The following is a 22154-nucleotide window of genomic DNA, read 5'->3' as shown; positions in this document are numbered from 1 at the left end:
GGTCTTGATAACGGTTCCTAGCCCAGCGCCGCATGCATCTTTTTCAAGTCGCTCTCAAGCTGGATCCGCATGATTTTCAGCAACGCCTTCGCATTGCCTGACAGCGGCGTGCCAGAGCGGAAAACCAGCAGCGTGGCAAAGCTGACCTCCAGCGACAGCCGCTTGATCGTGAGCCCTCGCGACAGATAGTCCAGCGCCATGATCGGATGCACCATGCCGATGCCCACGCCATTGAGCGCGAATTCGCAGACCGAGTTCGAATAGGGCGTCTCCAGCATGGGCCGCAGGTTCAGGTCGACGGTCTGCAGCGCCGCCTCCAGGCGGCGACGGCTGGCGTCTTCGGGGTTGAGCGCAATGAAGGGATGCTCCACCAGGTCCCGCGCATCGACCACCGACTTGTTGGCCAGGGGATGGCGGCTGTGCATGGCGATCACGCCAGGCGTGCGCAGAAACACCGAGTGTTCCAGCCCCACCACCGACAGTTCATCGGCCATCAGGCCAAAGTCGAGTTGGCCCGCGGCCACCTGACGCAGCACCTCGCGCGAACTCATGATCTGGAACGACATCTGCAGCCGACGGTCGGCCAGGCCGAACGCGGAGATCGCGCGCGGCATGAAGCCCGTGCCCAGCGCGGGCAGCGAGCCGATCGCCAGGCGGCCCACGCCGAAGGACTTGAGACTGCGGATACGGTGCTCGATCAGTTCGAAGCCGGCGAAGCAGCGGTCCACCTCTTCCATCAGCGCACCCGCTTCGGGCGTGGCCACCAGCCGCCCGCGCACCCGCTCGAACAGGCGCAGCCCCGAGGCGTCTTCCAGCTTACGGATCGACTGGCTGATGGCCGGTTGCGACACGCCCAGCAGATTGGCGGCCTTGCTGGTCGTGCCGGCCTGCATGACGGCACGGAAGACCTGGATTTCACGCATGTCCATGTATAAGCCCAGCTTATCGACTAAGTCAGTTCAATTGTTGAGGGAATGGGGCGGACCGACCACACTGCGTTTCATCGAGTCCCACCTCTTAAGCCTCGCAAATAGATTAAATGAACTCTATCAGCCCAAGTAATACGGATTTCGCCAGCCTGTCGCCCGCGGTGCAGCGCGCGTCCACCGTGGTGTTCGGCTCGCTGGCCGACTTCGTCAACCGCAAGCAGCGCCAGCCCGACGGCTACAGCTACGGCATCACCGGCACGCCCACCGCACGTCTGCTGGAGCAGCGCATCGCGGCGCTGGAGGGCGCCCGCCATTGCGTGATCACGCCGTCGGGCGCCTCGGCGCTGATGACGGTGGTGATGGGATTCGTGCGCGGCGGAGACCATCTGCTGGTGTCGGCGGCCTGCTACGGCGCGTTGAAGACCTTCGCGCAGAAGTGGCTGGCGCAGATGGGCGTGGACGTCGAGATATACCGCCCCGCCATCGGCGCGGAGATCGAGGCGTTGATCCGCCCGACCACGCGCATGATCTGCATGGAAGCCCCCGGCACCGTCACCATGGAAATGGCCGATATTCCGGCGATCGCCGAGGTGGCGCGGCGCCACGGCGTGCTGACCATGATGGACAACACCTGGGCCAGCCCGCTGGGCTTCCAGCCCCTGGCGCATGGCGTGGACTTCAGCATCGAGGCGGCCACCAAGTTCTTCAGCGGCCATTCCGACGTGCTGATGGGCAGCATCAGCCTGAACGATGCCGAGCAGTACGCCGTGCTGCGTGAAACCCAGAGCATCCTGGGCCAGCAGGTCAGCCCGGACGATTGCTTCCTGGTGCTGCGCGGCCTGGAAACGCTGGAGCTGCGGGTGCGCGCGCAGAGCGCCGCCACGCTGGACATCGCGCAGTGGCTGCAGGCGCAACCGCAGGTCGAGCGGTTGCTGTATCCGCCGCTGGAAGGCGACGCGGGCCACGCGCTGTGGCGGCGGGATTTCCGCACCAACGGCTGCCTGTTCTCGATGATCCTGAAGCCGGCGCCCGAACACGCGTTCAACGGTTTCTTCGACACGCTGGAGCACTTCGTCATTGGCGCCAGCTGGGGCGGCGTGCACAGCCTGGCCGCGTACTATCCGGCGCCGTTGCAGGCCGATCGCGTCCATCCCGCCACGGACCAGCCGGTGGTGCGGCTGTCGGTGGGCCTGGAGGGCGTGGACGTACTGAAGGCGGACCTGAGCCGCGCCCTGGCCGCCTACGACCAGGCTCGCTGAACATTCATCCTCGGGCCGGCCGACAAGAGCCTCGATGGCCCGATCACACATCGCAAGGGGAATTGCCATGCTTCGTATCCGTACGTTTTCGCGCGCGCTCGTCCTGGGCGGCGCCATCGTGCTGCCCGCCTTGGCGGGCGCGCAGACCGCCGCGCCCGCCGCCGTGGAATCGCCGGTGGCGCAGACGTCCAGCAACAGCCCGACCGTGGACCAGATCCGCGCGCGGGGCTATGTGATCTGCGGCTCGGGCCACGGCACCACCGGTTTCTCGGCGCCCGACAAGGACGGCAACTGGAAGGGACTGGACGTGGAGACCTGCCGGGCCATCGCCATCGCGGTGCTGGGCGACGGCAACAAAGTGCGCTTCGTGCCGCTGACCGGCCAGCAGCGCCTGACCGCGTTGCAGACCGGGCAGATCGACGTGCTGCCGCGCACCACGTCCTGGACGCTGCGGCGCGATGCCAATGGCATCAACTTCACGTACCCCAACTATTACGAGTACGACGCCTTCATGGTCCGCAAGGAGCTGGGCATCACCCAGACCAAGGACATGCAGGGGGCGACCATCTGCGTGCAGACCGGGTCGACCAACGAGGTGACGGTGGCCGACCTGTCGCGCAAGTTCAACCTCGGCTTGAAGACGGTGCTGTTCGACAACGTGGCGGCGTCGCGCCAGGCCTTCTTCACGGGGCGATGCGACGGGCTGATCACCGATGCCTCGGCGCTGGCCGCGGTGCGCGCCACGCAGGCGCAGAATCCCGACGACTACGTCATCTTCCCCGCCAGCGGCAACAGCGAGGCGCTGACGCCGGCGGTGCGGCATGGCGACGACCGCTGGTTCGACATCGTCAAGTTCGTGATCCAGGTGCCCATCGCGGCCGAGGACATGGGCATCACGCAAGCCAACGTGGACGCGATGCTCAAGTCCGAGGATCCGCGCATCGCGCGCTTCCTGGGGGTCGAACCGGGCAACGGCAAGGCGCTGGGGCTGGACGAGCGCTGGGCCTATAACATCGTCAAGGCGCTGGGCAACTACGGCGAGATGTTCGAACGCAATGTCGGCAAGAACAGCCCCCTGAAGCTGGAGCGCGGCCTGAACCGGCTGTACCGCGACGGCGGCCTGATGTACCCCTACGTCTTCAACTGACCGATACGCGGGCGGGCCGGACCCATGTTCAAGCGACTTTGGTATGACGCGCGGGCGCGGTCCGTGCTGGCGCAGGTGTTCATCGCCTGCGTGTTCTTCGGCACGCTGGCCTGGCTGGCGTGGAATGCCCACTACAACCTGACGCAGCGCGGCATCACGACCGGCTTCGGCTACCTGGCGGACGCCGCGCGCTTCCCGATATCGGAAAGCCTGCTCGATTACCGGCCCACCGACAGCTACGCGCGCGCCTTCGCCGTGGGGCTGGCCAATACGCTGTACATCTCGGTGCTGGTGATCGCGGCATCGACGGTGCTCGGGTTCCTGCTGGCCCTGGCGCGGCGCAGCCGGCATCCTCTGGTCAACGGCATCGCCACGCTGTACCTCGAGATCACGCGCAACACGCCGTTGGTGGTGCAACTGCTCTTCTGGTATAGCCTGGTCACCATCAATCTGCCGTCGCCGCGGCACGCGTTCAATCCCTTGCCGGGCGTGTTCCTGTCGATTCGCGGGCTGTTCTTTCCCAGCCTCCAGGTGCATGGGCAGTGGTGGCCGCTGCCGTGGTTGCTGCTGGCGGCGGCGGTGGCCTGGCTGCTTCTGCGGCCGTTGCGCAAGCGCCGCCCTGCGCTGCCGCTGGGCCGCATCATCGCCGGCATCGCTGTAATCGCCTGCGCGCTGGCCTGGCAATGGGGGGGCATGGCATTGAGCACCAGCGCGCCGCAATTGAAAGGGTTGAATTTCGTGGGCGGCACGGCGCTGACGCCGGAGTTCACGGCGTTGCTGGTGGGCCTGACGCTGTACTCGGCGGCGTTCTCCGGCGAGATCATCCGTGGCGGGATCGATGCGGTGGCGCCAGGCCAATGGGAGGCCGCGCAATCGCTGGGCCTGCGGCCCTGGACCACGCTGCGCCAGGTGATCGTGCCGCAGTCGCTGCGCGTGATCGTGCCGCCCATGACCAGCCAGTATCTGTCCATCGTGAAGAACACCACGCTGGCGCTGGCGGTCGGCTACCCGGATCTGTCGTTCGTGATCACCACCACCATCAATCAGACGGGGCAGGCCATCGAAGGCCTGGCCATCCTGATGGCGGTGTACCTGTGCATCAGCCTGAGTGTTTCGCTATTCATGAATCTCTACAACCGGCGCATCCTGCGGACGGAGCGCAAATGAACACGACCATGATGGCTTCGGCCACGCCATCCCGGCCCGCGCCCGTGGATCGCCGCAGCGGCATGGCGCACCGCCTGTTCGGCAATGTGCCCAGCAGTGTGGCTACCCTGGTCGCATTGGGGCTGGCGCTGTATGCGCTGGGCCGATTCGTCGATTGGTCGTTGCTGAACGCGGTATGGCCCGGCGAACCCGGCGCCATGTGCCGCCAGGCTGGCGGCGCCTGCTGGGCCTTCCTGGCCGAGAAGATGAACCAGATCCTGTTCGGCATCTACCCGCGCGGGGAACAATGGCGGCCCGCCGTGGTGTGCGTCTTCATCCTCGCCATGGTGGTGGTGTCGCTGGATCCCCGCCAATGGCGCCTGCGCACCGTGGGGCTGTGGCTGGCCGGCATGGCCGCCGCGCTGGCGCTGATGCTGGGCGGATGGGCCGGCCTGACTCGGGTGCCGACCGCATCGTGGGGCGGCCTGCCGGTGACGTTGCTGCTGGCCGTGTGCGCGCTGGGCGTCGGCATGCCCCTGGGCACCCTGCTGGCGCTGGCGCGGCGCGGATCGTTGCCGGCCGCGCGTTTCATCGCCATCTGCGTGATCGAACTGATACGCGGCCTGCCGTTGATCAGCCTGCTGTTCATGGCATCCATCGTGCTGCCCATCATGTTGCCGGCCGGCATGACCATCGACAGCCTGCTGCGCGCCGGTATCGCGCTCACCGTTTTCTCGGCGGCCTATCTGGCCGAGGTGATCCGGGGCGGCCTGCAATCCCTGCCTGCGGGGCAGATCGAGGCCTCGCGTGCGCTGGGACTGTCGTGGTGGCAGATGACGCGGCTGGTGGTGTTGCCGCAGGCCATGCGCAAGGTGATCGCACCGCTGACCAATACTGCCATCGTGATGATCAAGAACACCAGCCTGGTGCTGATCGTGGGGCTGTTCGACCTGCTCAGTTCGGGCCGCGCCGCGCTGACCGATCCGGCCTGGCCCACGCCGTACGTGGAAACCTATCTTTTCATCGCGGCCATCTATTTCTGCCTCTGCTTCGGCCTGTCGCGATACTCGATGTGGTTGGAGCGGCGCTTCAAAAAAGGGGAACTCCGTTGACGCAACAGCATGGCGGCCCGGCCGCACCGATGGCCGTGAGCATTTCCGGCATGAACAAGTGGTATGGCGATTTCCAGGTGCTTTGCGATATCGACCTGCAGGTCGCGGCCGGCGAACGCCTGGTGATCTGCGGGCCGTCGGGCTCGGGAAAGTCCACCATGATCCGGTGCATCAACCGGTTGGAGCGCCATCAGCAAGGCCGCATCGTGGTCAACGGGGTGGAGCTTGCCGATGACTTGCGCGCCATTGACGGCGTGCGCGCGCAGGCGGGCATGGTGTTCCAGCACTTCAACCTCTTTCCGCACCTGACGGTGCTGGAGAACTGCATCCTGGCGCCGATGCACGTCAAGCGCATGGCGCACGCGCAGGCGGTCGAGCTGGCGATGCAGTATCTGGCGCGGGTACGGATTCCGGATCAGGCGGGCAAGTACCCGGGGCAGTTGTCCGGCGGGCAGCAGCAGCGCGTGGCCATCGCGCGTTCGCTGTGCATGCAGCCGCGCATCATGCTGTTCGACGAGCCCACCTCCGCGCTGGATCCGGAGATGGTCAAGGAGGTGCTCGATACGATGACGTCATTGGCCGAAGACGGCATGACCATGCTCTGCGTCACGCACGAGATGGGCTTTGCCCGCAACGTGGCAGACCGGGTGGTGTTCATGGATGGCGGCCGGATACTGGAGTCGGCCAGGCCGGATGCGTTCTTCGGCAATCCCCGGCATGAGCGGACCCAGGCATTTCTTGCACGCATTCTGCATTAGGGCCTGTCAGCCCGAAAAGGAGCCCGGTACAGGTTGACTGCCTTGTGGCAGCCAGCGTTGACCCGTGTCCACTCAGCCCGGAATCAGTACTGGCCCATGTAATCGCGCTTGCCAATCTCGACGCCGTTGTGGCGCAGGATGGCGTATGACGTGGTGACGCGAAAGAAGAACTGCGGCAGGCCATAGTTCAGCGGGTAGGTACTGCCCGACAATGCGCCGTCGGCAACGCCGTCGTGTATTTCACCTGGCTCAGCGCGAAGCTGGAACGGATGCTGGCCACGCCGGGAATCTGGGTCAGGCAGTCGATCAGCAGCGTCTGGTACTTGATCAGGTCCTGGATCACCACGCGCAGCATGAAGTCGGCGTCGCCGCTCATCAGGTAGCACTCCATCACTTCGGGGCGCTGGCTGATGGCTTCCGTGAACACGTTCAGCGAGTCCTTGTCCTGCTGCTTGAGCGAGACGTGCACGAAGACGTTCACGGCCAGGCCCAGCTTCAGCGGATCCACCAGATACACCGAGCCGCGCAGCACGCCGCTCTGCTTCAGCTCGGACACGCGCCGCCAGCAGGGGGACGGCGACAGGCCGATCCGCTCGGCCAAATCCGCATTGCTCAGCTCGGCGTTGTTCTGCAATTCATGCAGGATGCGCAGGCTGGCTTCGTCGAGTTCGATGCCGTTCAAGATGTTTTACCTATATTTTGATATTTATGGGTAAGTTTATCCTTATATTGAGAAATTACAGGATAAATAGAAGAGATATACCCGCGCCGCTTCGATAAGATTCTCTGCCTCGAAGCCGTTGCCCTGGTTGTGTATGTCCGGTTCAAAATCCCTGGTTGCCATTCCCCAACGCCGTATGTCGCCGGGGCAGCTCGACACTGCTGCCTGGCTCGCGGTCATGGTGCTGCTGTGGGGGCTGAGCTGGCCGGCCACCAAGATCGCGCTCGAGTCGGTGCCGCCGCTGTGGCTGGCCACCATTCGTTTCGGCAGCGCCGCGGCATGCCTGTTCGTGTTCACGGCGGCGCGCGGCCTGCTGCGCTTTCCGCCGCGTGCCGATTGGCCGATCGTGGCCAGCATGGGGCTGCTGCAGATGATGGTATTCACGGGCCTGGGCATGATCGCCATGACCCACGTCGACACCAGCCGCGCGGTGCTGCTGGCCTACACCACGCCGCTCTGGTCGGTGCTGGCCGGCTGGATGCTTCTGCGCAATACGCCCACGCGCCTGCAATTGCTGGCCCTGTTCGTGGGATTGGCGGGCATCGGGCTGATCTGCTCGCCTTGGGAAATGGACTGGTCCGCGCCGGGCATGGTGATGGGGTCGGCGTTCCTGCTGGTGGGCGCCATCAGTTGGTCGGTGGTGATCCTGCACGTGAAACGGCACCGCTGGCAGGCCTCGCCGCTGTCGTTGGCGCCCTGGCAGATGTCGCTGGCCACGATTCCGCTGGCCGCATTCGCCTTCGCGCTGGACGGCCCGCCCACGGCCATTGCCTTCGACCTGCCCTTGCTGGAGCTGCTGTTCTTCACCGGGCCCGTCGCCACGTCCGCCTGCTTCGTCATCTCGGCCGAGTATGGCCGGCGCATCAGTACGTTCGCCATGTCGAACCTGACCTTGGGCGTGCCTTTGATCGGCATCGTCTCGTCGGTGATCCTGCTGAAGAATTCCCTGTCGTTCGTCTTCATGATCGGGCTGGGCCTGATCCTGCTGGGAATGACGCTGGCCGCGGTGGCCGCGACGCGGCGGGGCAGGGCGGACTGAGTCGATCGCCGTCGCCTTGGCGGCTGCCGCTCGAACGATGCGAGCGGCATGGCGCCGGCCGGTCTCAGCCAGTCCCCCGTATCGCCATCGGCCCCACTCCCAGCCTGCGCTCGAACGCCCGCGCCATCTGCTGCCTGCCCGAGAACCCGCAACGCAACGCGATCTTGTCCAGCGACTGGTCGGTGCCTGACACCAGTTCCCTGGCCAGGTCCACCTGCGCGGCGCGGATGTACTGGTTCGGCGACAGGCCCAGCGTCTCCTTGAAGATGCGCGACAACTGCCGCGAGCCGACGCAGACGTGTTCCGCCACGTCCTCCACGGTGACGCCGTGCTCCAGGCGCGAGAGGATGAAGTCCGTGGCGCGCTTGAGCCTGTCCGACGATCCGCCATAAGCGGCCAGCGCCATGCTTTGCTGGCCCTGGCCCGGCGAGCGTACGCGGAATACCACCAGTTCACGGGCGATCACAAGCGCCAGCCCGCGGCCAAAATCCTCGTCGACCAGATTCAGCGCCAGGTCGATGCCGGCCGAGGCGCCGGCGGCGGTGAAGATCTTCTCTTCGCGCGTGATCAAGGCATCGGTATCGACCCGAACGGCCGGATACAGTTGCGCAAATCGCTCGATATGCCCCCAGTGAGTGGTCGCGGCCCTGCCCGCCAGCAGGCCGGACTCGGCCAGCACGTACGCACCGGTGCACACGGACCCCACGCGCCGCACGCGGGGCTCGACCGCCAGCAACCAGTTCCGCAGTTGCAGGTCGTGCTTGGCGTTCATCACGCCAGGTCCTCCGGCCACGATCAGGGTGTCGAAGGCGCAGATGTCGGGCGAGGGCAGGGCGGCGGTCTGCAGGCGCAGGCTGGACGACGTGGTGATCTCGCCGCCGAACGTGGACAGCGCCGTGATGCGGTAGCGGTCGGGCTCGTTCTCGTGGCGCAGATGGTGGTTCGCGCGGCTGAAGACGTCGGCCGGGCCGGTGGCGTCCAGCAGCAGCACGTCATCGAACACCACGATGCCGATCTCGTGCGTCCCCCTGCGCACGGCAGCGGGCGGGATCGCGTCAGTTCGCGACGAAGCCGATGTCATCGACGACTTGCTTCCACTGCGCATATTCCCTCTTCATGGTGTCGGCCAGAGTGTCCGGATTGCCGTCGCCGATCTCCAGCCCGGCGGCCAGCAGGGGCGCCCGGACACGCTCGTCGTTCACGGCCTGCTGCACGGCGGCACGGTAGCGCGCGATGGTCTCGGCGCTGGCGTTGTGCGTCAGAAAATAGGAGAACCATTCCTGGCTGACCAGATCCTTGAATCCTTCCTCGGGAAAGACCGGCACGTCGGGCAGTTGCGAGGCGCGCCGGGTGCCCGTCACTGCCAGGATGCGCAGCTTGCCCGCACGATGGTGATCCAGAATATCACTGGGCGCCAGGAACGCGAATGGCACCTGTCCGGACAGCACGTCCGCCAGCGCCGGCGCCGATCCACGATACGCCACCTGGCTGAAGTCGCTGCCCAGCGCGCGTTGCAGCAGTACGCCCGAGAAATGGAAGGCGCTGCCCGATGCCGGGGTGCCATAGAAGCCCAGCTTGGGATTCTTCCGGATCAGCTCGACCGCTTCCTTCAGGGTCTTGGCCGGCACGGTCGGCGCGCAGACGAAGGCGATCGGCGCGGTGGCGACGGTGCCGATCGGGACGAAGTCCCGGAAGGGATCGTAGGGCAGGTTGCGGTAGGTGTGCGGGTAGATGACCATGGATGATCCGATGGTCTGCAGCAGTACGCTGCCGTCGGCCGGCCCCGCCTGCGCGTAGCTGACCGCCAGTTGTCCGCCCGCGCCGGACTTGTTCTCCACGACGACGTTGGATTGCAGGCTCGCGGCCAATGCGGGCGCCACCACGCGGGCGATGCGGTCACCGGTGGCGCCGGGCGGAAAGCCTACCAGCAGCCTCACCACGCCAGGTTGATTGCCCTGGGCCATCGTCAGTCCCGGCGGCAGCAACGCCAGGCCGGCCAGCGTCTGCAGGAGTTTCCTTCTGTGGTTCATGATCGATCCTTGTTTTCGACCGCTGAATGCGGTTCCCCTTGGCGCCCAGTGTTGCGCGGCAGCATTCGCGGCACCGGACGTAAGCGGCCTGTTTTCGGACATCGCAGGGAAAACACGCGGTTGGCATGTCCGGAAATACCCGCACTTTGTCCGGCGGCGGAAGGGCTTCCGGCGCAAAGTACAGGCATGGATACCGCACCCAGAACCCGCATCGGCATGCTTGTCTTCCCCATGATGACCTCGCTGGACATCCTGGGGCCCTTCGAAGTACTGGCGCGCGCGCCGGATTGTCAGGCGGAACTGGTCTGGAAAGACCTCGATCCCGTCCGGGGGGACACGGGATTGCGCATCCTGCCGGACCGGACCTTCGCCGACGCGCCGCAATACGACGTGATCGTGGTGCCGGGCGGACCGGGGCAGACGCCCTTGATGGAAGACGCCGAGGTACTGCGGTTCCTGCGCGGCCAGGCGCTGGGCGCGGAACTGGTCACGTCGGTGTGCACCGGCTCGCTGCTGCTGGCTGCGGCGGGGTTGCTGCAAGGACGCAAGGCCACGTCCCACTGGCTGTCCATCGATCAACTGGCGCTGTTCGGCGTCGAGATCGTGCCGGACCGGGTGGTGGTGGATGGCGACCGGATCACCGGGGCCGGCGTGACGTCGGGCCTGGATTTCGCCTTCACCGTGCTGGCGGCGCTGCGGGGCGAACCGGCCGCGCAAGCGCTGCAGCTGATGCTGGAATACGATCCCGCGCCGCCGTTCCAGAGCGGCCATCCGCGCGTGGCCGATCCCGCGCTGGTCGAGCAGGTGCGCCAGAAGGCGGATGCGATGATCCGTCAGCGGCGCGAGGTGTCAGCCCGGGTGGCGAAGGGCGGTTAGCCCTTTCCCGGTCCGCGGGCGCTGCGGGCCGCCGGCCACGCCAGCCCGCGAATTGCCGCCGCGCCAACCCGCTTGTCTTCTGGCGGCGGTAATCTAGCCGGATGAAAATCCAGCTACTGTCCGACCTGCACCTAGAGACCAACACCGATTTCATGCCGATGGCCGCGGCCGACGCCGACCTGCTGATCCTGGCGGGAGACATCGGCGCCTGTCGCCCGGATGGCAAGCCGTTTCCCGAGGGATTCGGCTTGCGCCAGTTCTCGCCCAAGGACCGCTGGCCGGTGCCCGTGGTCTATCTGCCGGGCAATCACGAGTATGACCATCAGGACTTTGACGCGGCCCACGACCGACTGCGAAATCTGTGCGCGTCGCTGGGCATACAGTGGCTGGAGCGCGAAACCCTGGTCATCGATGGCGTGCGCCTGCTGGGCACCACGCTATGGGCCGACTTCGACGCGCTGGTGCAGGCGCGCGACTCGCCGGAGCAGGCCCGGGTCAAGCGCGAGAAGGCCTTTCGTGCCGCCAATTTCTATCTGGAGAAGGCCGGCACCACGCGCGGCGGGCAGCCCTTCATGGCCGATGCGGTCAGAGAGCAGGCGCTGGTTTGCCAGCAATGGCTGACGGCGGCACTGGATACGCCTTTCGACGGCCCGACCGTGGCGGTGACGCATTTTGCGCCGACGTTGTCCAGCGCGGATCCGCGCTATGGACTGACACCCGGCACGGCGGGTTTCTGCAACAGCCTGGACGGCTTGATGCCCAAGGCCGATCTCTGGTTGCACGGCCACCTGCACTGCGCCTTCGACTATGTGCAACAAGGCTGCCGCGTGGTGGCCAATCCGCTGGGGTACGCCCGCAAAGGCGAGCAGGATAGGTTCGAAGCCACCCTGGTACTGGACGCCGGGGCGTGCGGCGGTGCCCGGACGCCCAGTACGGTCTGACTCCGCACTCTTGGTCATGCAGGGGAAACGCGACGTATCCCCATCGTGATCCGTGTCCTATGATTGCGCAAAACAAGCCCTCATGGGCGCACATCATGGAGACACAGGCCTTGCCGGCTTCCGCCAGCGGTTCCGTTGCGCAACCCATCCCCACCATCGAGACCACGGACTTCTCCGGCGCAGGGACGTTCTATTTCGATCTGGCCCGCCTGGAGAATTGCACGGACATTCCGCGCGGTTTCCTGCATCGGCACAACTACTATCATCTGTTGTGGATGACGCGCGCCGATGGCACGCACATGCTGGATTTCGAACAGTTCGACGTGCGTGACCATTCGGTGTTCTTCCTGTCGCCGGGGCAGATCCACACCTGGACATCATCGGTGCCGCCGCAAGGCTATGTGTTGAACATCAGCACCGAATTCTTCGCCAGGATGTTTCCCCGCGAGGACGACATCGCCAAGTTTCCCTTCTTCCACCTGACGCGGGGCGCGCAGGCGCTGTATCTGACGGCGCCGCAACACGACGGCATGCTGTCCCTGCTGAAGGAAATCGAACACGAGATGCAGGCGCGCAACACCGGCCGCTTCGACGTGGTCCGGTCCTACCTGCTCATCCTGCTGACGCAATTGCGGCGGCTGTGTCCAGTGGAAGAGATTTCCGCAGGCGCGGGAGACAGCCACGCCCTGACGCGCAGGCTGGGGTTGTTGATCGAAGCGCATTACCTTCAGTATGGCGCCATCCGGCAATACGCCGAGGCGCTGTGTGTCAGCGAGCGGCAGTTGAACGAAGCGGTCAAGCGCACTGTGGGCCGTACCGCCAGCCGGCTGGTGCAGGAGCGTATCGCGCTGGAGGCCAAGCGCCTGCTGACCAACACGGGCAAGGGCGTGTCGGAGATCGCCTACCAGCTCAATTTCGAGGATCCCGCCTACTTCGCGCGTTTCTTCAGGAAGCATAGCGGCTGCGCACCGGGCGAATTCCGCCGCCGTTACCAGCATCTCATCGACTGAATGCGCGGCTCCCGCGCGGAAAAGTCCAAGACAAGCTCCGATCTGTCCTAACGCTGCGGCGGCGAGGATGCGTACAGTTCATCGGGTTCCAGCGCCGCCACCACGAAAAAGACAAATCCAGAAAAGGAGACAACCATGAACTCGTTCCGCTTCATGTGCCTGCGCCTGTGCGCCGGCCTGATGTTCGCAGGCGCCGCATCCGGCGCGCACGCCGATTATCCAGAGCGCCCGCTGCGCATCGTCGTTCCCTTCGCGCCGGGCGGGGCCACCGATGTGATCGCGCGCACGGTGGCGCAGGCGATGTCGGTCCGGTTGGGACAGCCCGTGGTGGTGGAGAACAAGGCGGGGGCAAACGGCAACATCGGCGCGGTGACCGCGGCGCGCGCCGAGCCGGATGGCTATACGCTGCTGATGGCGACGTCGGCGCACGCCATCAACGCCACGTTGTATCCCAAGCTGGACTACAGCCTCACGGGTGATTTCAAGGCACTGTCCAACCTGGCTTCCGTGCCGCTGCTGCTGGTGGTCAATCCGCAAGTGCCCGTCACGTCGGTGGCCGGGCTGGCCGACTATGCGCGCGGCAACGGCACCCGGGTCAATTATGCGTCGGGCGGCACGGGCACGGCCGCTCATCTGGCGGGCGCGCAGTTCAATCAGCTGGCCGGCACGAAGATGACCCATGTCCCGTACAAAGGGGGCGCACAGGCCCTGAACGACCTGCTGGGCGGCCAGGTGCAGATCATGTTCGCCAACCTGCCCGAAGTGCTGTCCCAGGCGCAGGCCGGCCGCCTGAAACCGCTGGCCGTGACCGGAGACAAGCGCCATCCCGCGCTGCCCGAGGTGCCGGCGTTCTCCGAGACGGATTTCAAGCAGATGAGCGCGCGGTCGTGGTTCGGGCTGTTCGCGCCCGCGGCGACGCCCGCGCCGGTGATCGAGAAACTGTCCACGGCCATCACGCAGAGTGTGGCCGATGCGGCGGTGCGCGACAAACTGGTCGGCCTGGGCGCGGATCCCATCGGCGATGGCCATGCTGCGTTCCAGCAGTACGTGAACCAGGACGTGTCGCGCTGGAGCGCATTGGTCAAGCAGTCAGGCGCCACGGCGGACTGAGCGCCTTCATCCGGTTTCCCGGCAAGGCCCATCGCACGTGGCCAGCGAGGCGCGAGGGGCGGCTTTGCCGCGCGTGTTTCCCCCTTCTTCGACACGAGGACATTTCCATGCTTTACGACGTTCGTACCTACACCTGCCGCGCGGGCACCATCAGGAAGCACCTGGCACTGTATGCGGAGCATGGCTACGCGGTGCAGTCGCGCCATCTCGGCCAGCCATTGGCTTACCTGCAGACCGAGACTGGCAACGTCAACAGCTACATGCACATCTGGGTCTACCGCGACGCTGCCGACCGCCAGTCGCGCCGCGAGGCCTTGCAGAAAGATCCGGAATGGGCTTCCTACCTGGCCAGGAGCGCTGAGGCGGGATGGCTGGTCAGCCAGGAGAACCGCCTGATGACCCCCACGTCCTTCTTCAAGCCCTGACGCGTGCGGCATCGTTCCGGGTGAAACGCGCGCAGGGAGCGGCGGGAACGCTACTTCAGCGCCTGGCCATCGCCGGAAAAATGCTTGCGCACCAATTCGTGCGCGGCATCCCAGAGGGAGGATGAGCCGCGCGCGATGACGGGGCCGTAGCGGTCGACGACCTGCTGTTCCGTGACGCCGTTCTCGGTCCAGGTGCCACCATCGGCCTGTGTGTTGACCAGCAGGGGTTGCAGCCGGTCCAGCGATTTGGCGAAGATGGCCTCCGGTGTCTCGGCGGCCTCGAATTCCTGCCAGAGCGCGATCAGTTCATCGGCCTGCCGGGCAGGCAGCATGCCGAAGATGCGCCGGGCGGCGTCCTGCTCCGTTTGAGCGATGGCGTCGGCCTGGGCGCCCGGCGCATGGAAAGGATGGTCGCCAGCGTCGATCTCCACGATGTCGTGGACCAGCAGCAGCTTGACCACGTGCAGCGCGTCGACGTCTTTGGCGTGTTCGGACAGCACCAGCGCGAACATGGCCAGATGCCAGGAGTGTTCGGCCGAGTTCTCCTTGCGGCTGCGGTCGATCAGGGGCGATTGCCGCAGGACGGACTTGAGCTTGTCCAGCTCGATCAGGAATTCGAGCTGTGCGGCCAGCGTGTCGGCGGGAAGGTCATGCGCCAAGGCGGTTCCTTGTGTGGAGAGGGCGCGGCGGTTGCCATGGGCGGGCGCGCGTCCGGATGCCTCAGTCTACAGGGACGCCAGGCCGGCACAGGGAGTGCCGGCGTCGTGGCGGGCGGGGGGCGCCACGTTCGCCGGCCATGCTCATCAATTGCTGGCCTTCAACCCCAGCTTCCGCACTACCTGCGCATACCGCTCGCTGTCCGCCGCGATCACTTTCGCCAGTTCCTCCGGCGTGCTGCCGACCGCGGTGGCACCCTGTTCGAGCAGGGTGCGTTTGATCTCGGGCGTTGTGATGATCTCGTGAATGTCCCTTGAGATCTGTTGCGCCATGTGGGCGGGCAGGTTCGCGGGGCCCAGCAGCGCGATCCATGAACCGGCCTCGGCATGGGACACCCCGGCCTCGGCCAGCGTCGGAACGTGGGGCAAGGCTGGCGTGCGTTGTGCGCTGGTCACCGCCAAGGCACGCACCAGTCCGCCCTTGATATGCCCCGTGGATTCCAGCACCGACGTGAACTGGATATCGACATGTCCGGCGATCAGATCCGCCGTCGCCGGTCCGCCGCCCTTGTACGGCACATGCAGCATCTTCAGCTTGGCGGCATCCTGGAAGATCTCGCCGGCCAGATGCGTGGAATTGCCGGATCCCGAACTGGCGAAGGTGTATTTCTCGGGATTGGCGCGCGCCAGCGTGACGAAGTCCTGCACCGATTTCACGGGCAAGGACGGCGAGGCCAGCATGACGATGGGCAGTTCCGCGATCAGCGAGATTGGTGTGAAGGCGGTCTTGGCGTTGTAGGGCAGATGCGTATAGAGCGCCGGGTTGATCGACTGCGTGCCGACGTTGCCGATCAGCAAGGTGTAGCCATCGGGCTTGGCCTTGGACGCCCAATCCGCGCCGATCAGGCCTCCCGCGCCCGCGCGGTTCTCCACCACCACGGCCTTCTTCCACTTCTGGCTGAGCTTGGTGGCGATCAGCCGCGCGGTGACGTCGGTGCCGCCGCCCGCCGAGAACGGCACGACGAAAGTGACGGCCCGGTCCGGGTAGGTACTTTGCGCATGCGCCATCTGTGCCGCGCTTGCCAGGCCCAGCATTGTTGCGGCGGATAGCGCCAGCCGCGCAGCCAGGCGCGGCGCATGCCATTCAAAGCGGGTGTTCTTCATGATGTCTCCTCGTAAGGGGCAGCCCTGGCGCAGCCGCGCCGGGCCGTTTATGGAATCGTTATGGTCTTGCGCGGCTGGCGATCAGGCCGGTGATGGCGGCCACATCTGATTGGCCGGACGTTCTCCGGCCGCCAGCCGCAGGATGTTCCGGGCAATGGCCTGATAGCGCCGTTCGATCAGGCCGCGGCTCCAGCCAGAGATGTGCGCGGTCATGGACGCGTTGTCCAACTCGTCGAATGGATAGGCCGATGGCGCCAGGGCTTGATCGTCCGCCGCCGGATAGCGATACCAGACGTCCAGCGCGGCCGCGGCGATCGTCCGGTCCCGCAAGGCGAGATACAGCGCTTGCTCGTGCACGACCTCGCCGCGCGCCACGTTGACTAGCAGGCTGGTGTGGGGCAGCAGGCCCAGCCGGCGGCCGTCGATTAACTGTCGCGTGGAGTCATCCAACGGGCAGCACAGCACCAGCACGTCCGTGTTTGGCAGGGCCTCGTCCAGCCGGGTCACCGGCAGCGTCCTGTCGAAGCCGGCGGCCGCACGACCGCTGCGGTTGACGCCCACCAGCGTCATGCCAAATGCGCGGGCACGGTGCGCGATTTCCTGGCCGATGTGACCCGTGCCGACCACCGTCATACGCTGCCCGTGGATTTCGCCGCGCAATGGACGATGCAGGTAGGCGGACGGCCAGGACCATGCCGTCAGCGCTAGCGGCGCATGCGCACGCAACACATGGCTGAGCGCGGCGTGCAGCACGTATTCCGCGATCGGGATTTCGTGGCAATACACGTTCGCACCCAGGCACCCGGCGGGCAGGCGCTGCCAGGCGATGCCTTCGGTGCCCGCGCCCGGCACCTGGATCAGGCGCGCCTGAGTCGTGGCGGCTTCGTCCGGCGACAGATGCGTGGTGACTAGCACGTCGGCGTCGGCCGTTGGCGCGGCCGCGCCCTGCACGTCGAACGCTTCGCCCAGTAGCGACGCCAATCTGGCGGCATGGGGGCGATGCTGCCTGAGTACCCGCACTTTCAACGCACTGCCTGCCTTCATCCGTGTCTCCTGTTGTGCTGGTCTGGATGCGCCTGGCGCGCGATCAACGGCCTTGCTGGGCGCGCCATGCCGCGAAGCGAGCCGCGGTCTCGGGATGGGTCGCCGGGTACAGGCCGATGATGGATTGCCCTTCCCGCACCTCGTCGATGACGAAGTCCTCGAAGGCGGTCATCTCGGTCGCTTCCGCGGTGATCTCCACGACCAGGTGCGCGGGGATGACGATCACGCCGTCGTTGTCGCCGACCAGCACGTCGCCCGGAAACACCGGGGCCTGCCCGCAGGAGATGGGCACGTTGATGTCCAGCGCCTCGTGCAGGGTCAGATTGGTGGGCGCCGAGGGACGGCTGTGAAAGGCCGGCATCTCGATCTGCGCGATGTCGTCGGCGTCGCGGAAGCCGCCGTCGGTGACGACACCGGCCACGCGGCGTTTCATCAGACGGGTAACCAGGATGCCGCCCGCGGAAGCCGCGCGCGGGTCCCCCCGGCTGTCCATCACCATGACCGCGCCGGGCGGGCAGGTTTCCACGGCCTTGCGCTGCGGATGCTCGGGATTGCGGAACACTTCCAGGCCGTTGCGGTCTTCGCGCGCGGGGATGTAGCGCAGCGTAAAGGCCTCGCCCACCATGCTCTTGCTCAGCCGCCGCAACGGCGTCACGCCCTGGATGGCTTGCTGGCGCAAACCGCGCTTGTACAGCGCGGTGGCCAGGGTGGCGGTGCTGACTTTCTCCAGTGCCTGGCGCAGTTCGGGGGTAAGAATGCTCATGCTCGTATGTCCAATGCGGAAAAAGGGTTCAGTGCGATTCGCGCGCGACGGCGTCGGCGCGTTGTTTCACTTCGGGATGCAGGGCCGTGCCCAGGCCGGGCAGGGTCGGGGCGGCCACCACGCCGTGGTTCAGCGCAGGCAGTTCGGTGACCAGCTCGCGATACCAGGTCGACAGCGTGGCGCGTACCACTTCCTGGAAGATGGCGGTGGACGCATGCAGCGCCAGATGCAGGCCTGCCATCAAGGTGACGGGGCCGGTGCAGTCGTGCGGCGCCAGTGCGCGGCGGTGCGACTCGGCAATGGCCGCAATCTTGCGGCCCTCGGTCAGTCCACCGCACCAGGCCAGATCCAGCATCACCACGTCCACGGCCTGCGCGGCCATCAGCTCGCGGAACTGCGTCGAGCCGGACAGCGTCTCGCTGCCGCAGATCGGCACCTTCACGCGCGAGCGCAGATCCGCCAGCGCGTCGATGTCGTGCATCTTGTTGATGGGGTCCTCCGCCCAGAATACGCCGTAGTCCTCCAGCGCCCGGCAGATGCGTTCGGCGGGCAGGGCGCCCCACAGGCTATGCAGCTCGCACATCACCTCGATCTCGTCGCCCACGGCATGACGGATCTGCCGGAACGGCTCGAGTCCCTGTTTCAAGTCGCGCAGCGAAATATTCTGGCCGCCGGTAGCGGCGGCAAACACGTCGAACGGCCAGATCTTCATGGCCCGATAACCCTCTTCCAGCAGGCTGTTCGCCAGCCGGCCGGCATCTTGGTTGAAGGCCACCTGGTCGTCGTAAGGGCCTTGCGCGGTGTCCTGTCCGCTGATGACGCGGCGCGCGACGTTGTTGCTGTTGTACGAATAGCCGGCGCAGGTGTTGTAGGCAGGGATCTCCAGCCGGTTGGCGCCGCCCAGCGCTTCGTGGATGGGAATGCCGTGACGCTGGCCCTTCAGGTCCCATAGCGCGATGTCGACGGCGCTGGCGGCGCGGATCTCGGCGCTCGCACCCTGGAAGCCGACGTACGGCGTGTGCAGCTGACGCGAGATGGCTTCGATGTGGCGCGCATCCTGGCCCAGGATCTGCGCGGCGATCTGGTCGTGGATGACCGCTTCGACGGCGTGCGCGCCGCGGAAGGTTTCGCCCAATCCCGTCAATCCGTCTTCGGTCTCGATCTCGATCCAGATGAGGTTGGGACGCTCGGCAATACGCACGGTGCGCAGCTTGGTGATTCTCGACATGATTCTGTCCGGGCTGGTTGGCAATGCCGGGCATCCTCGCAACGCTGTGGCGCGCACGTCAAAAATTTGCTTAAGCTGTAATACAACTTCTAGAATGCATGCGAGGATCCACGCCATGCACATTTCCCCGCTGACCGACCTGGCCTACCAGGGCATCCTGGGCTTGATCGACCGTATGCAATTGCAGGCGGACCAGCAACTGCCTGGGGAAAACGCTATGGCTCAGATGCTGGGCGTATCCCGTCCAGTGGTGCGGCAGGCGTTGGCCCGCCTGCGGGCCGAAGGGTGGGTGGTCTCCCGTCGCGGGTCCGGCAACTACGTGGGGCAGCCGCGGTTGCGCAGCGTCCCGTTCGACCCCATCGGCAATGTCGACGAGGTACGCGCTTTTCTTGAGTTTCGCTGCGTGATCGAAGGCGAGTGCGCGGCCTGGGCGGCCAACAATCCAGACCGCAGGCTGGTCGAGGAGATCAGTACGCGGCGGCGCCTGCTGGAGCTGGCGGTGCATCGCGGCACGGAAAGCATCGAGGAAGACATCGCGTTCCACGAAGCGATCGCCAAGGCCAGCGCCAACAACTTTTATTCGATGACCATGGCCGCCATCCGCGACCACCGGCGCATGGCCACGCGGCTGATCCGCGAGTTCTCGGCGCAGCCCAACATCCGCCGCTTGCGCGACATCCGCGAAGAGCATGCGGCCATCGATGCCGCCATCTCGCGCGGCGATCCGGAGGCGGCGCGCCAGGCGATGGTGGCGCATATCCGCAGCGGCATCGCCCGGCTGTTCGGCCCGGGCTGAGGATCAGGGATTTCCCCAGAGTGGCGTAGCGGCCGCCACACGCTTCTCGCAGGTACGTAAGCAATCAGGCGCGCGGCATTAGGCACAAAGCATGTAATACAACTTTCTCGAAAAGTTGCCCGCGCACCAGTCCCTTCCAAGAATCTCACACGGCACGACAAAAGTGCCCACGAACAACCATTCTTGGACGCAGGAGACACGCAATGAAATGGACTACCGCCTTGGCTGGGGTTGCATTGGGCATGACACTGAGCGCCGGCGCGCGGGCCGAGACGTCCTGGCCCAAGGAGAAGCCCATCACGATCGTGGTGCCGTTTCCCGCCGGGGGCTCCACCGACACGATCGCCCGAATGATGAGCAAGACCATGCAGAACAATCTGGGCCAATCCATCGTGATCGACAACAAGCCCGGCGCCACCGGCATCATCGGCATGAGCCAGGCCAAGCGCGCCGCGCCGGACGGCTACACGCTGGTATTCGCGTCGCTGGGGCCTTTCGTCATCGTGCCGCACCTGAACAAGGCGACGCCTTACGATGCCCGCAAGGACTTCGACTACATCACCATCCCCGTGCAGGCGCCCAACGTGCTCGTGACCCGCACCAGCCATGCCGTGAAGAGCGTCGCGGAGGCGATTGCCGAACTCAAGGCCAAGCCGGGCACCGTCACCTTCGCCAACTCGGGTTTCGGGGCCTCGGATCATCTGTCGGCCGAACTGTTCTTTCAGCAGACCAAGACCGCCGGGCTGCACGTTCCGTACAAAGGGGGCGCGCCCGCGATCAATGATCTGATCGGCGGTCAGGTCGAGTACTCGTTCCAGAACGTCAACGCCGTGCTGCCGTACATCCAGGCAGGCCAGATGCGCGCGCTGGCGGTCACCGGCACGCATCGTTCGCCCGTGCTGCCCGACGTGCCCACGCTGGCCGAGTCGGGAGTGACGGGAGCGGAGGTCTATTCATGGCAAGGCCTGGCCGCGCCAGCCGGCCTGCCCGCTGACGTGAAGGACAAGCTGGCGCAGGCCGCGGTCAAGGCCATCAAGGACCCTGCCGTGGCGTCGCAGTTGGAAAAGCAGGGCCTGGAAATCGTGGCCAATGATCCGGCTACGTTCGCTGCCTACCAGGCCAAGGAATGGGACCGCTGGGGGAGGCTGATTTCCACCCGCGGGATCAAGATGGAATAGAGGGGGGCCGGCAGGGCGCGCGGGCGGGTACGCTAGAGGCCTGTCATCTTCAAACAGGTTTCTCGCATGCGCTTCGATTTTTCCTCCGGCAACCCGCTGCCCGCCGAACTGCTCGAATACTTCCGGCAGGCCGAGGCGGCAGGCCTGTGCGATCCGGACCTGGAAGAGAGCCTCTTGCTGGCCGAGCCCGATGCGCGCGCGCTTTCCGCGCAGTTGAGCTTTCATCCGCTGGTCCGCATCCTGGATGGCGTCGCCTTGGACGATGCGCAGACCAGCAATCATCATCTCTACGTGATGGCAGGTCCGCTGCACGGCTCGGTATTCTTTCTATCGCACGATGACGGCAGCCGCGTGGTGTATGCGTCCTTGCTGGATTATCTGACGCAGGTCCAACTTGCGCGCGATGCCGGATCATCGCTCGAAGCGCGCCATCCCGAACGCGCTCCCATCGGCCAGGATCCACTCGCCCTGGCCGCGTGGATCCGAAGCCTGGCGCACGACGAAGAGGCCGACGCCATCCTGCCCGCCTTGATACCCTCGCTCGACCTGGCGGACCACGGCTTGCTGCGCGAGCTGGCTGCGTACGAAGATTTCTACGTGGCCGAGGCGGTCGCGCGGGAAATCACCGCGCGCCCGGATCGTTCGTTGCAGGACATCGCGGACCTGTGCGCCCAGCATGCGCATCCTCAGGCGGCCGAAGCCGGTCGACGGGCCCTGAAGCGGATCGGCGCCTTGCAGGCATGAGGGCCGGCGCATCTGGCCATCGTTCAGGGCGAGAAACGACGTCGCCCTCTCTGAAACCCCACAGCCCGGCCCGTTTTT

General features: G+C 65.8%; 23 protein-coding genes and 1 pseudogene. 14 read left to right on the top strand and 10 right to left on the bottom strand.

Annotated elements, in window-relative coordinates; genetic code table 11:
• Positions 1-17 precede the first annotated feature (17 nt).
• Positions 18-929 carry a LysR substrate-binding domain-containing protein gene (locus A7W11_RS26785; RefSeq protein ID WP_066421500.1) on the bottom strand — a complete coding sequence of 304 codons (912 nt, stop codon included), beginning with the start codon at positions 927-929 and terminating at the stop codon, positions 18-20.
• Between the two features lie 110 nt (positions 930-1039).
• On the opposite strand from A7W11_RS26785, the gene metC reads away from it, so the two are divergent.
• From metC to A7W11_RS26760, 5 genes are all read left to right on the top strand, one after another.
• Entirely contained in the window at positions 1040-2188 is a 1149-nt protein-coding gene (gene metC, locus A7W11_RS26780) for a cystathionine beta-lyase (RefSeq protein ID WP_066421498.1), read from the top strand.
• Between the two features lie 67 nt (positions 2189-2255).
• A complete protein-coding gene (locus tag A7W11_RS26775; RefSeq protein ID WP_066421495.1) occupies positions 2256-3335 on the top strand; it encodes an amino acid ABC transporter substrate-binding protein in 1080 nt (359 codons plus the stop codon).
• Positions 3336-3359: 24 nt separating this feature from the next.
• Positions 3360-4502, top strand: a complete 1143-nt coding sequence (locus A7W11_RS26770; RefSeq protein ID WP_066421483.1) for an amino acid ABC transporter permease — start codon at positions 3360-3362, stop codon at positions 4500-4502.
• The gene (locus A7W11_RS26765; RefSeq protein WP_082887510.1) at positions 4499-5593 is read left to right on the top strand and encodes an amino acid ABC transporter permease; all 1095 of its coding nucleotides are present in this window, start codon (positions 4499-4501) and stop codon (positions 5591-5593) included. The genes A7W11_RS26770 and A7W11_RS26765 overlap by 4 nt, the downstream gene beginning before the upstream one ends.
• Before the next feature lie 29 nt (positions 5594-5622).
• Positions 5623-6351 (top strand): amino acid ABC transporter ATP-binding protein, encoded by a 729-nt coding sequence (locus A7W11_RS26760; RefSeq protein ID WP_082887509.1) that lies wholly within the window; start codon positions 5623-5625, stop codon positions 6349-6351.
• 83 nt (positions 6352-6434) lie between these two features.
• Here A7W11_RS26760 and A7W11_RS27805 read toward each other — a convergent pair.
• Both A7W11_RS27805 and A7W11_RS26755 read right to left on the bottom strand, forming a co-directional pair.
• Positions 6435-6563 (bottom strand): annotated as a pseudogene (locus A7W11_RS27805) (DUF1993 family protein); the annotation flags it as partial.
• Positions 6539-7036: an Lrp/AsnC family transcriptional regulator gene (locus tag A7W11_RS26755; protein ID WP_066421479.1), complete on the bottom strand. Its 498-nt coding sequence runs from the start codon at positions 7034-7036 to the stop codon at positions 6539-6541. The pseudogene A7W11_RS27805 and the gene A7W11_RS26755, both read right to left, overlap by 25 nt.
• A gap of 130 nt (positions 7037-7166) precedes the next feature.
• Here A7W11_RS26755 and A7W11_RS26750 point away from each other — a divergent pair, with 130 nt between their 5' ends.
• Entirely contained in the window at positions 7167-8111 is a 945-nt protein-coding gene (locus A7W11_RS26750) for a DMT family transporter (protein WP_066421476.1), read from the top strand.
• A 64-nt stretch (positions 8112-8175) separates the two neighbouring features.
• Here the strand turns inward: A7W11_RS26750 and A7W11_RS28230 are convergent, their stop codons facing one another.
• Both A7W11_RS28230 and A7W11_RS26740 read right to left on the bottom strand, forming a co-directional pair.
• The gene (locus tag A7W11_RS28230; protein ID WP_162270315.1) at positions 8176-9192 is read right to left on the bottom strand and encodes a GlxA family transcriptional regulator; all 1017 of its coding nucleotides are present in this window, start codon (positions 9190-9192) and stop codon (positions 8176-8178) included.
• Positions 9167-10141, bottom strand: a complete 975-nt coding sequence (locus A7W11_RS26740) for a Bug family tripartite tricarboxylate transporter substrate binding protein (RefSeq protein ID WP_066421474.1) — start codon at positions 10139-10141, stop codon at positions 9167-9169. The genes A7W11_RS28230 and A7W11_RS26740 overlap by 26 nt, the downstream gene beginning before the upstream one ends.
• Positions 10142-10327: 186 nt before the next feature.
• Here A7W11_RS26740 and A7W11_RS26735 point away from each other — a divergent pair, with 186 nt between their 5' ends.
• The 5 genes from A7W11_RS26735 (at position 10328) to A7W11_RS26715 (ending at position 14503) form a co-directional block, all read left to right on the top strand.
• Positions 10328-11017, top strand: a complete 690-nt coding sequence (locus tag A7W11_RS26735) for a DJ-1/PfpI family protein (RefSeq protein ID WP_066421471.1) — start codon at positions 10328-10330, stop codon at positions 11015-11017.
• A 101-nt stretch (positions 11018-11118) separates the two neighbouring features.
• A complete protein-coding gene (locus A7W11_RS26730; protein ID WP_066421468.1) occupies positions 11119-11958 on the top strand; it encodes a metallophosphoesterase in 840 nt (279 codons plus the stop codon).
• 110 nt (positions 11959-12068) lie between these two features.
• Entirely contained in the window at positions 12069-12968 is a 900-nt protein-coding gene (locus A7W11_RS26725; RefSeq protein ID WP_235816978.1) for a helix-turn-helix domain-containing protein, read from the top strand.
• A gap of 135 nt (positions 12969-13103) precedes the next feature.
• Positions 13104-14078, top strand: a complete 975-nt coding sequence (locus A7W11_RS26720; RefSeq protein WP_066421465.1) for a Bug family tripartite tricarboxylate transporter substrate binding protein — start codon at positions 13104-13106, stop codon at positions 14076-14078.
• A gap of 107 nt (positions 14079-14185) precedes the next feature.
• Positions 14186-14503: an NIPSNAP family protein gene (locus A7W11_RS26715; RefSeq protein ID WP_066421462.1), complete on the top strand. Its 318-nt coding sequence runs from the start codon at positions 14186-14188 to the stop codon at positions 14501-14503.
• Positions 14504-14553: 50 nt separating this feature from the next.
• Here the strand turns inward: A7W11_RS26715 and A7W11_RS26710 are convergent, their stop codons facing one another.
• From A7W11_RS26710 to A7W11_RS26690, 5 genes are all read right to left on the bottom strand, one after another.
• Positions 14554-15162 (bottom strand): HD domain-containing protein, encoded by a 609-nt coding sequence (locus tag A7W11_RS26710; RefSeq protein WP_066421450.1) that lies wholly within the window; start codon positions 15160-15162, stop codon positions 14554-14556.
• Between the two features lie 144 nt (positions 15163-15306).
• Positions 15307-16323 (bottom strand): Bug family tripartite tricarboxylate transporter substrate binding protein, encoded by a 1017-nt coding sequence (locus tag A7W11_RS26705; protein WP_066421448.1) that lies wholly within the window; start codon positions 16321-16323, stop codon positions 15307-15309.
• A gap of 81 nt (positions 16324-16404) precedes the next feature.
• Positions 16405-17367 carry a 2-hydroxyacid dehydrogenase gene (locus A7W11_RS26700; protein WP_066421446.1) on the bottom strand — a complete coding sequence of 321 codons (963 nt, stop codon included), beginning with the start codon at positions 17365-17367 and terminating at the stop codon, positions 16405-16407.
• A gap of 43 nt (positions 17368-17410) precedes the next feature.
• Positions 17411-18130, bottom strand: a complete 720-nt coding sequence (locus A7W11_RS26695; protein WP_156523248.1) for a ribonuclease activity regulator RraA — start codon at positions 18128-18130, stop codon at positions 17411-17413.
• 28 nt (positions 18131-18158) lie between these two features.
• On the bottom strand, positions 18159-19358 hold the full coding sequence (locus A7W11_RS26690) for a mandelate racemase/muconate lactonizing enzyme family protein (protein ID WP_066421445.1): 1200 nt from the start codon (positions 19356-19358) through the stop codon (positions 18159-18161).
• On the opposite strand from A7W11_RS26690, the gene A7W11_RS26685 reads away from it, so the two are divergent.
• The 3 genes from A7W11_RS26685 (at position 19345) to A7W11_RS26675 (ending at position 22076) form a co-directional block, all read left to right on the top strand.
• Positions 19345-20154, top strand: a complete 810-nt coding sequence (locus tag A7W11_RS26685) for a FadR/GntR family transcriptional regulator (RefSeq protein ID WP_235816995.1) — start codon at positions 19345-19347, stop codon at positions 20152-20154. The genes A7W11_RS26690 and A7W11_RS26685 overlap by 14 nt on opposite strands.
• Before the next feature lie 203 nt (positions 20155-20357).
• On the top strand, positions 20358-21332 hold the full coding sequence (locus tag A7W11_RS26680) for a Bug family tripartite tricarboxylate transporter substrate binding protein (RefSeq protein ID WP_082887505.1): 975 nt from the start codon (positions 20358-20360) through the stop codon (positions 21330-21332).
• Between the two features lie 66 nt (positions 21333-21398).
• Positions 21399-22076 carry a hypothetical protein gene (locus A7W11_RS26675; protein WP_066421422.1) on the top strand — a complete coding sequence of 226 codons (678 nt, stop codon included), beginning with the start codon at positions 21399-21401 and terminating at the stop codon, positions 22074-22076.
• The last annotated feature ends 78 nt before the right edge of the window (positions 22077-22154 follow it).

Origin of the sequence: Bordetella ansorpii (assembly GCF_900078315.1) — a bacterium.
Classification (GTDB): domain Bacteria; phylum Pseudomonadota; class Gammaproteobacteria; order Burkholderiales; family Burkholderiaceae_B; genus Bordetella; species Bordetella ansorpii.
Note: the sequence above shows the minus strand (reverse complement) of the source record. Positions and strands in the feature narration are given on the sequence as shown.

Bases quoted from the DNA above. Each gene is read 5' to 3' on its own strand.
- A7W11_RS28230 (WP_162270315.1), bottom strand. From the start codon at position 9,192: ATGACATCGGCTTCGTCGCGAACTGACGCGATCCCGCCCGCTGCCGTG.
- A7W11_RS26785 (WP_066421500.1), bottom strand. From the start codon at position 929: ATGGACATGCGTGAAATCCAGGTCTTCCGTGCCGTCATGCAGGCCGGC.
- A7W11_RS26760 (WP_082887509.1), top strand. From the start codon at position 5,623: ATGGCCGTGAGCATTTCCGGCATGAACAAGTGGTATGGCGATTTCCAG.
- A7W11_RS26705 (WP_066421448.1), bottom strand. From the start codon at position 16,323: ATGAAGAACACCCGCTTTGAATGGCATGCGCCGCGCCTGGCTGCGCGG.
- A7W11_RS26700 (WP_066421446.1), bottom strand. From the start codon at position 17,367: ATGAAGGCAGGCAGTGCGTTGAAAGTGCGGGTACTCAGGCAGCATCGC.
- A7W11_RS26715 (WP_066421462.1), top strand. From the start codon at position 14,186: ATGCTTTACGACGTTCGTACCTACACCTGCCGCGCGGGCACCATCAGG.
- A7W11_RS26735 (WP_066421471.1), top strand. From the start codon at position 10,328: ATGGATACCGCACCCAGAACCCGCATCGGCATGCTTGTCTTCCCCATG.
- A7W11_RS26765 (WP_082887510.1), top strand. From the start codon at position 4,499: ATGAACACGACCATGATGGCTTCGGCCACGCCATCCCGGCCCGCGCCC.
- A7W11_RS26730 (WP_066421468.1), top strand. From the start codon at position 11,119: ATGAAAATCCAGCTACTGTCCGACCTGCACCTAGAGACCAACACCGAT.
- A7W11_RS26770 (WP_066421483.1), top strand. From the start codon at position 3,360: ATGTTCAAGCGACTTTGGTATGACGCGCGGGCGCGGTCCGTGCTGGCG.
- A7W11_RS26750 (WP_066421476.1), top strand. From the start codon at position 7,167: ATGTCCGGTTCAAAATCCCTGGTTGCCATTCCCCAACGCCGTATGTCG.
- A7W11_RS26740 (WP_066421474.1), bottom strand. From the start codon at position 10,141: ATGAACCACAGAAGGAAACTCCTGCAGACGCTGGCCGGCCTGGCGTTG.
- A7W11_RS26720 (WP_066421465.1), top strand. From the start codon at position 13,104: ATGAACTCGTTCCGCTTCATGTGCCTGCGCCTGTGCGCCGGCCTGATG.
- A7W11_RS26675 (WP_066421422.1), top strand. From the start codon at position 21,399: ATGCGCTTCGATTTTTCCTCCGGCAACCCGCTGCCCGCCGAACTGCTC.
- A7W11_RS26695 (WP_156523248.1), bottom strand. From the start codon at position 18,130: ATGAGCATTCTTACCCCCGAACTGCGCCAGGCACTGGAGAAAGTCAGC.
- A7W11_RS26775 (WP_066421495.1), top strand. From the start codon at position 2,256: ATGCTTCGTATCCGTACGTTTTCGCGCGCGCTCGTCCTGGGCGGCGCC.
- A7W11_RS26680 (WP_082887505.1), top strand. From the start codon at position 20,358: ATGAAATGGACTACCGCCTTGGCTGGGGTTGCATTGGGCATGACACTG.
- A7W11_RS26690 (WP_066421445.1), bottom strand. From the start codon at position 19,358: ATGTCGAGAATCACCAAGCTGCGCACCGTGCGTATTGCCGAGCGTCCC.
- metC (WP_066421498.1), top strand. From the start codon at position 1,040: ATGAACTCTATCAGCCCAAGTAATACGGATTTCGCCAGCCTGTCGCCC.